Raw genomic sequence first — 12,914 nt, 5'->3', positions numbered from 1 at the left:
CAGAGGTCGCTCTTTTCATTATTTGTGGATGGGATTTGATGGTGAATGGAAGAGAAGAAAATACCTCACTATATAAATGACCCTGTGATAAATAGGCTTACCGCTCCTGAAAATAAATTATATCGACCGAAGATAAGTTTTATAAAAGCGGCATTGGTAGTAGTCGGAACAGTGATTGCAACATTAGGCATTTCATTCCTTTTGGCTTTGCTGTTCAGGAAAATAGGATGGTTCGAATTTGAAAACAAGAGTCAGCCACAGGCATTTTTAAGTGTTTACTGGATTGTACAACTTCTGGTGTTTGTTCTGACTTTGAAATACATAATGATTTGGTTTATTAGAGTGTATCAGCGATATGCAAAATCAGAAACACGTTTAAGATGCTGTTATACGCCGAGCTGCTCAGAATACGCTATTCTGGCGCTTAAAAAATACGGTGCGCTGATTGGTGGAATCAAAGCTGTGAAAAGGCTGTTGAGATGTGGTCCCCCAGGCGGCATAGACTACCCGTAATAAAGCAGGAGGACTCGGATGGATATTAAAACACTGGAATTGAATGATGGCGAGTTTGTAGGGATAGGAGCGATTGAAATCACCTCGATTCCTACCATGATCATCTTAAAGGATAACTATCCCCAAGGGACAGATATTGAAAACGAATATAAGCAGGGATTCAGCAACTTGCTGACAGAACTGTATCAAAGCTACAGAACGTTTACTTCTCACAACGGAAACGCCGAAGCATCCTTTGAATTTTTGTGGCTTACAGAATCAGTCGATAACCAGCCGTTTAAGGCAAAAATCAACCTGTTTATGGTATTGCGTGCTATTGCGGAAGATGAACAGACTGCTATTTCTAGGGTTGAGCGTCTGATTAACTCCTGCAGTTCGATGCTTAAGATGTATCAATATGGTGCAAGACAAGCTGATCCTGACGCCCTTGGAACACAAGTTAACAGTTTACCGATTCAGACTATAGAGGCATTGGTTAAGGACGAACGCATTGAGAATCTCCAGAATCAGATGCTTCCGAATTGTTATGCTTTCGATAGGTTTAATGGATATGCGCATGACCTTGGCGCTGTGGTAAACAGTCTGATTGACCATCCTCACAGTGCGTTCTCCGTCCAATTGATACCGACAAGACTGTCTCCGGAAGAAAACTCTGCCATTACGCAAATAACACCAATGCTGGATACTCTAAGCAAAGGCGTTATGACACAGGGTGTGGGTAATGTTAGCTTTTCCAATGCAGATACATTATCCGAGACATACAGATACTACCAGGGAAGCAAAAATAATGCGCTGTTCTCCTATAACTTTACTGTGTTTGGTAACAGATCAGCTGTCGACGATATCACATCAAAACTACACGGAACTCTGGCATATGACTCAACCAAGCCCACAGCGTTGAAACATGTGCATTTTTCAAACAACGATATCCAGCTTGCTGATAGCTTTATTCCGTTACCGTGGATAATAAACGAGCTACTTATACAGACAGATAGAAGTCCATATATCTGGTCTCAAAATACTGGATTTCAAAACTTTTACAGGATGCCGTATGTTATTACGGCAGAGGAAGCTGCAGGTGTATTTCGCCTTCCCATAGGAACTCAGCGAATCTCCGCAGGCCTTCCTATTAACGAAACGGAAAGTTCCAGTAAGACTTATGCCGGAAATCTTATTAATGCCGGCGATATTGAAATCGGTCTTTTGAAATCATCCGGCAACCGCGATACCATTGGTATTTCACTGAAAGACTTGACCAAGCATATGCTTGTCGTTGGAACACCGGGTTCCGGTAAAACAACATTTTCTGTTAGTCTTCTGGACAGACTTTGGAAGGAACATCATATTCCCTTCCTTGTTATTGAACCGGCGAAAAACGAATATAGGGCACTTATACAAAGCATTCCAGAACTGCAAGTGTTCACACCGGGAAAAAACTTTATTTCCCCGTTTGTATTTAATCCGTTTGTGCCGCCCAAGAATGTTAAGTTGGAAACTTATAAATCAACACTGAAAACTGCATTTGCTGCAGCAGTGTCAATGTCGACTCCTCTTGATAAGATTTTCGAAGAGTCAATTAATAACTGCTACTCGGATTTTAGGTGGCTCGATACATATACCGTGGATGACAAAGGGCAAACCTTCAACATCGCCGATTTCATTAAATGTTTCCAAAATACATTTGACGAAATAGGCTATACGGGAGATGCAAAGAATATAGGGCGTGCGGGTGTTGTTCGGCTAAACAGCTTAAGCAATCTGTTTGACAACTACTTCTCCATCCCCATTCAGGATTTACTGGAGAAACCGACAATCATTGAGCTTGCGGCAATAGAAAATAGTGATCAGAAAGCCTTGATTATTTCATTACTCTTGCTGTCTATCCTTGCATATGTGAATTCCAATTATGTCGGGGAAGGTGGACTAAAAAATGTAATCCTTCTGGAAGAAGCTCATGTTCTGTTAGATGCTGAATCCAATGCAAGCCAAGGAGATGCGAATCCAAGTGCCATAGCGCAAGGATTGGTAAAAAGAATGCTTGCGGAAATTCGCTCATATGGGGTTGGTATTGTCATTGCCGACCAGTCCCCGCGTAAAGTATCTACGGATGTAGTTGCGCTTACGGACATGAAGATGGTATTCCGTCTCGTTGAGGCAACAGATAAGCAGATTGTTTCTGACAGCATGAACATGAGCGAGGCGCAGGTTCAACGGATGTCCAGGTTAAAGCCCGGTGAAGCATTCTTGTTTTTTAACAGGCTTGATGAGCCGGAAGAAGTAATCACGCCGGATTATCGTTTGGAAAATAATATTAGTATTACTCTCTCGGATGAGGGAATACGTGAATTGACCACCTATTGGAACGATAAACAGGAGGCACTAAGCCCCTATCCCGAATGCGCAAGGACGAAGTATTGTACGCATTCCTGCGATTATGCCAGAAGAATTCTTGCAAGAGAAATTGCAAGGAGAATATTTGTTAAAAACTTTAGGCCGGAAACCAAGGACTTTGAACCTGTTAAAAAGGTCTTTGGACAAATAACAAACCTGGTGAAAGCAGAGCTTAACGATGAACCATTCTCAAAGGAACTACTCTCCTGTGTAAAGGTTCATCTGTGGAGAAGAATACGTTATAGCACAAAAATCCCTGTGAGAGATGTACAGATAATGAATTCACTCGAAAAATCATAAAAGGAGTAAGTGTGCCACATGGATGAAGAATACAGCGAAAGCGTAGACACTTCCTCCGATATGGATGTTTCCGATGTAGATGTATCGGACAATATACCTGCTGACATTCCAGACGATATCCCAGAGGATGATTATGCTGAAACAGATGTCTCGGACGACGTTTCTGATGATGTGATTGATGAAGCAGTGGATGATGCTGAATATGATGAAGCCGATGAATCTATCGAAGAGGATTCCATAGAGCCAGAGGTGGATGAAATGGATGAATCTATGGATGATATCGAAGAAGATACTCTTGACGAATCAGAGGATTCATCCGAGGACTACGAGGAACTTGATGATATCCCTGAAGATACGGATGGTTTTGACGAAGAACAAAGTGTCGAATTCGATGATTCTGGGGAAATTCCAGAGGACACGGATGATTCTGAGGTGACCGAACAAGAAGAAACCCTTGATGAAGATATCCCAGAGGATGTGACCGATACAGAGGCTATGGATGAAGCCTCTGATGTTGAGACCACTGATTCTTTCGACCAGCCAGAGGACGTATATGATACCGAAATTGCGGATGAAGCCTCCGATGCTGAGGGTATTGATACTTCCGACCAGCCAGAGGATGTGACCGATACTGAAACTACAGATGAAACCTCCGATGTTGAGGATGCTGATACCACAGAGCAACTGGAGGACAGATCCGATGCCGAAGCTATGGATGAATCCTCTGACGTTGAGGATATCGACACGGTGGAAAAGCCAGAAGACTTATACGATACCGAAACTACGGATGAGACCTCCGATGTCGAGGATTATGACACGGTTGACCAGCCGGAGGATATGACCGACACAGAAGCCACGGACGAAACCTCTGATGTTGAGAATAATGACATAACAGAGCAACCGGATGACGTATCCGATACCAAAATCGCAGATAAAACCTCTGACGTTGAGAATACCGACATGGGCGAACTGCCGGAAGATGTGGCCGATGCCGAGTCAACGGATGAGACTTCTGATGTCGAGGATACTGACACGGTTGAACAGGCAGAGGATATGACTGACACCGAGGCGACGGATGAAACCTCCGATGTTGCAGAAGCTGATACCTCTGACCGGTCGGAGGACGTGTCTAATACCGAAACCACAGATGAAGCACCCGATGTTGAAGCCTCTGATATTGAAGAAACCGATACTTCTGAACAGCCGGAGGACGTGTCGGATGCCATAGATGAGAATCATAGTGAGTTGGAAACCTATAATTATGAAACATCTCCTGAAACATCCGGGGAATATGTTTCTGCCGATAATCCGTATCGTGAACAGTGGGAGAAGTTTGCGGATGAGTTTTCGGACGGCAAAGACGAGTCTGAAGGTTGGGATTCGTTAAAGGATGTTCCATTCGCTGATAACGATCAGACAGATGCAGATGAAGCCACCGGCATGACTCCGACATCTGAAACAACGGAAATATCTGAGATTAACAGCATCTCGGATTACATGAATGCGCATAACTATGGACCGGATGATTTTGCAACATATTCGCAAGATCCACAATGGAAACAGTTGATGCGACAAGAGTATCCTGATTATGAATTGCCTGAGTTGACACAGGAGAATGCCAATTCGCAGCTTGTGCAGTACATGAATGATCATAATTACGGTCAGGATGATTATGCTGAGTATTCACAGGATCCGACATGGAGAGAATTGCACTCAGCTGCATATCCTGATGATGAGCTTCCACCGTTAGACAATGTTGAACAGCAGGTCATAGAAACGGAATATAATGATGAACCTCCAGTAGAAAGTCAGGAGTATGGAGAGTATAAGAAAGGATTCTTTTCAAGGAACAATATAGAAAAGGATTATCAAAACTATTGTAATGCAGATGCTTCGAACTTAGGTGAAAAGGATATTAGTGCGATAGAACATTATACAGGTAATGGGTACAGCGAAATTAATCGAAGTCTGTATGACCCTGAATTTAAACCATTCGATGATCAGGAGGGAGAACGGTTGGGAGATGAAATAGATACGCTGACTGATTGTATTGATAACAAGGAACTAGCAAGAAATGCAGAATTATATAGGGGAATTGGAAGTATTGAGGACATAGTAGGAGACGATGTGAACAATTTGACACCTGACCAGATAATTGAGAAATATACGGGAACTGAATATAGAAATCCGGCGTTTACATCAGCATCTTGTAGAAAAGATATTGCTGAGAGTTTTGCGGATAGTAGCTGGGGAGATAATTCTGGATTACTGACAATTCATGCACCAAAAGGAACTAAGGCAATGTGCGTTGGTGGCGTTGGAACCTATGGAACATCGGAGGGAGAGGTTCTGATGCAGCGAGGAACCATTTATAAAATTGATAAGATGACTTACAATAACGGAAGATACGATGTCGTGATGACGGCGAAGGGAAATGCGAGGTGATTGTTATGGCGAGAGATATGAAAGATAAGGCGTTACAGGACCAGAAAGCACGGGATAAATTCAAGACGCATAAGGGAGAGTTTATGCCTGTCACAGAGGAAAATTTAAGAGGAATGAAGATCGAGCAATATACCGAATATAAGGATGATGAGGAGACCTCTGAGGGAAGAAAAGATGAATGATGAATTTAAGGAAGAGCTTTCTGATGAAGATGAATTCTTTGAATCTGCATCTTTAGAGGGTTCGATTTTAGATAACGACTCAGATATAGATGATATCCCAGAAGATATAGAGGATGATATACCTCAAGGCGAAGTTGATGCCACGATGGATGAGATTAAAGAAGATGTTATTGAAAAAAATGAAGACGAACTGGATGTAGAAGAACGATCTGAAACAGAGGACGTTATCGAATATCAGAGCACATACGAGGAGAGGAAACAGCAGACACCAAAGGAATTTGATGAGAATGGGTTAGAAAGATGGAGTGGCGAGCGAGGGGAGTCAATGTGCCGTCTGGATGATTCTGAAGTGAATGAAATTTTAGAAAAGTGTAACATTGATGGTATAGAGTATCGTGACTGTGTACCTGATTTTACCCCTGTTTCTAAGGGGAATGTAGAAATACAATCTATGTCAGATGATAGAAACGGAAAGGATGGGAACTTTAATCAGGCCGACACTTTATTGGCTCAAGAAAAAGGTTGCGATCCCCGAGATGTACGAGATTGGCGTCGAGAGAATGGATATACATGGCACGAATGCAATGATATGAAAACGTGTCAAAAGATCCCGTCAATTATTAATTCTAAATTCGGACACTTAGGTGGTGTAAGCGAATGCCGGAAATTCAGGGAGTCCGAAGAAAATTGGGAGGATGAATTTGATGAGATATCTTGAACCAGAAAAAAATGAAATAATGGACATATGGGGTAGACAAGTACAAATTAAAGTAATTTTCGACTTATTCCAAGGTGAGGATATTTCTGAACAACAAGGTGTTGCTTATGATAAATTCTATGAAAATAAGGAAAAGATATTTGAAACTTCATATGCAAAATTAAAGGAGTATTGTCTCGAAAATTATTCGGATAAAGTAGATAAGAATTTTATTAATATTTATTCGTATGTAATTCCTAAATCTCTCTATATTAAGCGTGAAAAAAACGACAAAAGAACAATTGGCTTTTTTTGTAAGTTTCGATTTGATAAAGAAAATGATTTGGTAGTTTTGATAGAAAATGAAGAGATTGTAAAAATAGGTACTCAAGATATTATTTTATAATCTGAGCCATAGGAAAAGGAGGAAATAATAATGGCACTTTTCGGAAAAAATCCAAATGAAGTTGCTTACACAGGTGGAAAGAAGCACTGGGCTGATGTCATAAAGAATACAGGTCCGGGAGAACTTTTGATATGGAGACAGCCGGAGGAGGATTTTAATACCAACTCTACTCTTGTCGTTATGCCGGGAGAGGAAGCAATCTTTATCAAAGGAGGCAACATTGAGCAGGTCTTTGATAATGGTACCTATAAGTTGTCAACGGAGAATTATCCATTTATCAGCAGGCTTCGTAATGCATTTACAGGGGGAGTGAGCACGTTCAACTGTGTTGTCTATTTTGTTCGGAAAGCAGACAGCCAGGAAATTAGATGGGGAACAGAGACACCTATCCAAGTGCGTGACAAGGTATGGGGAATTCGAACCGATGCACGAGTACGCGGAGCATACAAGGTAAGGATTGAGAATCCGGCAAAGCTCCTCGAAAAACTCATCGGCAATAATGTGCCGTACCAATTTCAGGAAGAACTGAACAAATATTTTGAGAGTGAATTCCAGGGTAAGATAAAATCTGCAATTTCGAAGTTCCTGAATGGATTGGAACAGGAACTTATAGGAATTGATGCCTATATGGACGAACTCTCAGAACAGATTGAACCATACATCGATGAGGTTGTACAGGACTATGGCCTGAAATGCGTTAAGTTCTCCCTTGCGGGGTTTGATATCGACAACAGCAAGTACGATGCGATTGATGAGTCGCAGATTGCTTCAATCAGCAAAGTTAAGCTGGCACAGGGTGATAAAGGCGTTATGGATGTCCTCGGTGAAGATTGGGGACGCCAGCAGGCTGCTAGTATTCTTGGCGATCTGGCAAGAAACCCCGGTGCCGGTGGTGTCGGTGCTATGGGCGCAGGAATGGGCATGGGAGTTGCCGCTGGAAGTGTATTCGGAAATATGGCGAATCAAATGTTTGCACCTATGAGCCAGCAAACGCCACAGCAGCCAGCACAGCCGAGTCAGCCCACACCTTCTGGCAGATTTGCACCTAAAGGTGCAGGAACAGCTCAGGGCGGGACTCAGGCACCTGCGGAGGATCCTATGGAAACGCTCGGCAAACTCAAAAAAATGCTTGATGCAGGATTGATTGAGCAGGCAGAATACGATGCAAAGAAGGCAGAAGTTCTGGGCAGAATGTAGGAGGCGATACCAATGAATAAAAAACGTGTACTGTGGATACTCATAGATTTGATTTTCCTGATAGTATTCAATGTAGTCTTTTTCGTTGCAGGTGGAACCAATCATCCCGCATCAGTTTGGATTTCATACGGATTTATCCATTTTGCTTACATTATGCTATTGGTTACGCCGTTGTTAGTGAGAAAATCCACGAATACAGCTGTACTTGGTTTTTCACTGTACTCTATCTCATCCACATACTTTATTGTGGCATTTGTTGTGGGCTTGATTTTTGTATTTACAAAACCAGAGTCTTATAAGCTGGCTTTGATTATACAGGTGATTATTGCGGGTATTTATGCTATTATGCTGATATCTCATATGATTGCCAATGAAAGCACTGCTGATAGTGTGGCACGCCACGAGATGGAATTAAGGTATGTAAAAGATGCCTCTGCACATTTAAAAGGAATTATGGATTCTATTCCTGAAAAGAAACTCAGAAAAAAAGTGGAGAGTCTTTATGACCTTTTACATTCGAGTCCTGCGAAATCTAATAATTCAGTTCGTGAATATGAACTTTCCGTGCTGGATCTGATAGATACTCTGGAAGGTAATCTTGATAAAAATGACATTGCTGCAGCGGAAGAAACCATAAAGAAAATAGAGCGTGCCGCAAGTGAGAGAAACAGGAGATTGATGTATTGAGATAGTTTTTGGAGGTGACGATATGTATGGAGCGATAATTGGCGACATGGTTGGAGCTCCTTATGAGTTTGACAGGGGGAATAAAACAAAGGATTTCCCAATGTTTATTGAGGAGTCACAGTTCACAGATGATTCAGTTATGTCCATAGCAGTGGCAGAGGCATTATTGGATTCTATTGGTAAGTCTGAAGAAGTGACAAAAGCCAATATTATTTGTTCTATGCAAAAGTGGGGAAGGCGTTATCCCGACGCAGGTTACGGAGGAATGTTCTCGTCTTGGCTTGTTGAAAAGAATCCAGAACCATATGGTAGTTTCGGTAACGGAGCAGCTATGAGGGTTTCAGCTGTAGGATGGTTGTATGACTCTATAGAAAAAACAAGAGATGTAGCCAGATGGACAGCCGAGGTATCACATAATCATCCAGAAGGGGTAAAAGGTGCTGAAGCGGTAGCAAGTGCTATATTTTTAGCAAGGACAGGAGCAGATAAAAAATTCATTAAAAACTATGTGGTGGATGAGTTCGGATATGATCTTTCCAGATCGTGTGATGAAATTAGACCATTATATTTTCATGATGAAACTTGTCAAAAGACTGTTCCGGAAGCAATTACATCTTTTCTGGAGGCACAGGATTTTGAAGATGTAATTCGTACAGCAGTTTCTCTCGGTGGAGATTGCGACACATTGACATGTATAGCTGGGAGTATAGGCGAAGCCTATTATGACATACCGAAACATTGCTTGAAAGAATGCCGCAAAAGACTAAATGATGACTTGTTGATTGTCTTAGATCAATTCCTGGGGTGTATCAGGAAGTTATGAGCCTTTAACTATGAACAATGTGACGAGGTGGGGGGCGTTGCAAAATAGGTGAGTAATCACCTATGGAGCAGCGCTCCTTTTTTGTACCCTAAAATAGAAAACGGACTCCGAAGAGTCCGCAATCCATGGTATAATAAGATATGTCAAGTAAATTAAAATACCATAAAAATTATACCGAATTTGGCGAACCTTATCAACTGGTTTTGCCATTAAATTTGGAAGGTTTGGTTCCTGATGATGATTCTGTTCGACTGCTCAGCCACGAATTGGAGGATTTAGATTACAGCTTGCTGTATCAGGCTTACTCTGCAAAAGGCAGAAATCCCGCAGTCGACCCAAAGACCATGTTCAAGATCCTGACCTACGCTTATTCTCAAAACATTTATTCTTCAAGAAAAATGGAAACAGCTTGCAAAAGGGATATCAACTTTATGTGGCTGTTAGCTGGACAAAAGGCTCCTGATCACAGCACGATTGCCCGCTTTCGTACCGGATTTTTGGCAGATGCCTGTGAAAATCTCTTTTACCAGATGGTAAAACGTTTGGGGGATTCCGGGGAACTGTTAAAGGAGACTGTATTTATTGACGGGACAAAGTTAGAGGCCTGTGCAAACAAATATACGTTTGTCTGGAAAAAATCCGTAGGAAAGTGGGAAGAAAAAATGTTTCGGAAGATACAGGAAACCATACAGCTTCTGAACAAGGAATACCTGCAGGATTTTTCTGTCACTTCAGAATCAAGGACCCAGGATTTACAGAACATAGTCCGGTTTTTAGAAAACCGATGCCAGAGAGACAACACCGTTTTTGTCCACGGACGAGGAAAAAAGAAAAGCAAAAACCAACGGTATTTAGAGCTTTTTCGCAGATTTCTTGAACGACAAAGCGTTTATGACTGGCATACGGCAAGTTTTCAGGGAAGAAATAATTATTGTAAAACAGATCCGGATGCAGCCTTTATGCATATGGAAGATGACCATATGAGAAATGCACAGTTAAAGCCCGGGTATAATGTACAGATTGCAGTAGACAGTGAATATATCGTAGCAGCAGATATTTTTCAGGATCGAAATGATGTCTGGACATTGGTTCCTTTTTTAAAGACAATGGAAACGAATCTGGGTTTCCGTTATCCGAGTGTAACGGCTGATTCAGGATATGAAAGTGAAGAAGCGTATACTTATCTGAGAAGTGCAGAGCAAAAACCATACATAAAACCACAGACTTATGAGAAATGGAAGAAACGGAGCTTCAAGCAGGATATCAGCAAACGTGAAAATATGGGATATGACCAAGAAGCAGATATATACATTTGTCATGCAGGGAAATCCCTGTCCCCACTTTTTATCAAAAAGCAGAAAAGCAAGAGCGGGTATGAATCGGAAGTAACCGTTTACGAATGTGAAGACTGCAACGGATGTGCTTATAAAGAAAAATGTACTAAAGCAAAAGGAAATAAGCGGTTATACATTTCAAAAAGCTTTCTGGAAAAACGACAGGAATCCTATGAAAATATCCTAAGTGAAACGGGAATCAAATATCGGATGAACCGTTCCGTCCAGGCAGAGGGAGCCTTTGGTGTTTTGAAAAATGATTACGAATTTCAAAGATTTCTGCTGCGAGGGAAAACCAAGGTAAAACTGGAGATTATTTTGCTGTGTATGGGATACAACATCAATAAACTGCATGCAAAAATCCAGAGGGAACGCACTGGAAGTCATCTTTTTCCAGTAAAAGAGACCGCTTAAAAAACAAGAAAAACAAAGCATTATTAAAGTACGCCAAAAATCCGGAAGGATTCCTGAAACAAAAGGATTCCATCCGGATTTTTCCTATATAGAGCGAGGGTGCCGCTCAATCATCTAATTTGATGATTTTGCGACACCCTCTTCCCATGTATTTCTCTATTACAACGTCTGACAAGCCTTTTTACTTTCCAAATTTTCCTGTTTTTCAGAATATCGTTTCTTTGCCCCGGCAATCCCTTTTGCGACATACCCTTTCCGCATAATTACGCTTAAAATAGAGCAGAAAGAGGTTTGTACCCGGTGTGTTCATCGTTAACAGGGTATCGAGAATGTACCGTTAGATTGTATCAAGATAGTCGTGCAGGGGGATACGGCCCAGGCTTACGGGAATGAAGAAGCTGTAGGTGCGGCAATTCGAAACTGCGGTGTACCAAGGGAAGAGCTGTTTATTACCACCAAGGTCTGGTTCCATAATTATGAAAGTGGGGACTGCCGTCAGAGTGTGTTGGACTCCATGGAAAAGCTGGGCATAAATTATCTGGATATGGTGCTGCTGCATTGGCTATACGGAAATACCTATACAGCATGGAGAGATTTGGAGGCCTTGTATCAGGAAGGGATAATCAGGGCAATCGGCGTATCTAATTTTGAACCAGACCGTCTGATAGACCTGATTCATTTTCACAATATCTGCCCTGCAGTCAACCAGATTGAAACCCACCTCTACTGTCAGAGAAAGGCGGAGTATGAGTGGCTGGGAAAATACGGCGTCGCGCATCAGGCATATGCACCGCTGGGTCAGGGAAAGGCAAATGAAATGTTTGCAGAAGAAACTGTACAAAAGATTGCAAAAACCCATGGAAAGACTCCCGCACAGACGGTTCTTCGTTTCTTAATCCAAAGCGGTGTAGCAGTAATTCCGAAATCTGTTCACGTGGAGAGGATTTGTGAAAATTTCAACTTATTTAATTTTACGCTGGCGCAGGAGGAGATGGAGCAGTTGAAGGCCTTGGATACGGCAAAGACTATGATTAGCAATGCCTCAGATCCAAAACTGGCGGAATTTGCCATGACCTGGTAAGGTTCTCTCAGATAAAACGCCAATGAGATGGCAGCGGAAAATCAGGTAAACCGGATTATTCTTGGAAAGGAATCAGTTGTAGAAAAGGTGCTTCTGGCTTTTCTGGTGAATGGCCACGTGTTATTAGAAGATATTCCGGGAGTTGGAAAAATAACACTGGCTTTAGCTTTTGCGAAAACGATGGGATTAGAAAGCAAACGGGTACAGTTTACACTGGATATTATGCCGACGGATCTGACTGGATTTTCCATTTATAGCAGGAAAAGAGAAAAAATAGATTTTCATAACCTCCTAGCTGCTGTGCAGCTTATCAGGCGGAGCCTGAACTCCGAGAGAGTTTCAAATTTTGTGTAAACAGAAAAAACTGATATAAGATATGTTATTAGTTTCTAAGGGGCAAAGCCATTTCTTAGGCTTTGTCCCTTTCCTGTATTATAATCCAGA

The 12,914-nt window shown here is 41.8% G+C and carries 12 protein-coding genes; all 12 read left to right on the top strand.

Annotated elements, in window-relative coordinates; all coding sequences use genetic code 11:
• Positions 1-45: 45 nt before the first annotated feature.
• The 12 genes from yidD (at position 46) to EFA47_RS07975 (ending at position 12,824) form a co-directional block, all read left to right on the top strand.
• On the top strand, positions 46-513 hold the full coding sequence (gene yidD, locus EFA47_RS20155) for a membrane protein insertion efficiency factor YidD (RefSeq protein ID WP_235853235.1): 468 nt from the start codon (positions 46-48) through the stop codon (positions 511-513).
• 18 nt (positions 514-531) lie between these two features.
• On the top strand, positions 532-3,204 hold the full coding sequence (locus tag EFA47_RS08020; RefSeq protein WP_122642797.1) for an ATP-binding protein: 2,673 nt from the start codon (positions 532-534) through the stop codon (positions 3,202-3,204).
• Between the two features lie 18 nt (positions 3,205-3,222).
• Positions 3,223-5,649, top strand: coding sequence for an ADP-ribosyltransferase (locus EFA47_RS08015; RefSeq protein WP_122642796.1), 2,427 nt, complete (start codon positions 3,223-3,225; stop codon positions 5,647-5,649).
• Positions 5,650-5,654: 5 nt separating this feature from the next.
• Entirely contained in the window at positions 5,655-5,831 is a 177-nt protein-coding gene (locus tag EFA47_RS19840) for a hypothetical protein (protein ID WP_164689949.1), read from the top strand.
• Positions 5,824-6,549, top strand: a complete 726-nt coding sequence (locus tag EFA47_RS08010; RefSeq protein ID WP_164689948.1) for an HNH endonuclease — start codon at positions 5,824-5,826, stop codon at positions 6,547-6,549. Before EFA47_RS19840 ends, EFA47_RS08010 begins: the two co-directional genes overlap by 8 nt.
• Positions 6,536-6,934 carry a DUF6985 domain-containing protein gene (locus tag EFA47_RS08005; protein WP_122642794.1) on the top strand — a complete coding sequence of 133 codons (399 nt, stop codon included), beginning with the start codon at positions 6,536-6,538 and terminating at the stop codon, positions 6,932-6,934. Before EFA47_RS08010 ends, EFA47_RS08005 begins: the two co-directional genes overlap by 14 nt.
• A 30-nt stretch (positions 6,935-6,964) precedes the next feature.
• Entirely contained in the window at positions 6,965-8,131 is a 1,167-nt protein-coding gene (locus EFA47_RS08000; RefSeq protein WP_122644462.1) for an SPFH domain-containing protein, read from the top strand.
• Between the two features lie 12 nt (positions 8,132-8,143).
• Complete coding sequence (locus EFA47_RS07995; protein WP_122642793.1) at positions 8,144-8,818, top strand: hypothetical protein; 675 nt, start codon at positions 8,144-8,146, stop codon at positions 8,816-8,818.
• 22 nt (positions 8,819-8,840) lie between these two features.
• Positions 8,841-9,641: an ADP-ribosylglycohydrolase family protein gene (locus EFA47_RS07990; RefSeq protein ID WP_122642792.1), complete on the top strand. Its 801-nt coding sequence runs from the start codon at positions 8,841-8,843 to the stop codon at positions 9,639-9,641.
• Between the two features lie 140 nt (positions 9,642-9,781).
• Positions 9,782-11,389: an IS1182 family transposase gene (locus EFA47_RS07985; protein WP_122642779.1), complete on the top strand. Its 1,608-nt coding sequence runs from the start codon at positions 9,782-9,784 to the stop codon at positions 11,387-11,389.
• 358 nt (positions 11,390-11,747) lie between these two features.
• On the top strand, positions 11,748-12,470 hold the full coding sequence (locus tag EFA47_RS07980; protein ID WP_235853234.1) for an aldo/keto reductase: 723 nt from the start codon (positions 11,748-11,750) through the stop codon (positions 12,468-12,470).
• A gap of 27 nt (positions 12,471-12,497) precedes the next feature.
• A complete protein-coding gene (locus EFA47_RS07975) occupies positions 12,498-12,824 on the top strand; it encodes an AAA family ATPase (RefSeq protein WP_122642790.1) in 327 nt (108 codons plus the stop codon).
• Positions 12,825-12,914 lie beyond the last annotated feature (90 nt).

Source organism: Luxibacter massiliensis, from assembly GCF_900604355.1.
Taxonomy (GTDB): domain Bacteria; phylum Bacillota; class Clostridia; order Lachnospirales; family Lachnospiraceae; genus Luxibacter; species Luxibacter massiliensis.
The sequence above is the reverse complement of the archived record's forward strand: the minus strand, read 5'-3'. Positions and strand labels throughout refer to the sequence as shown.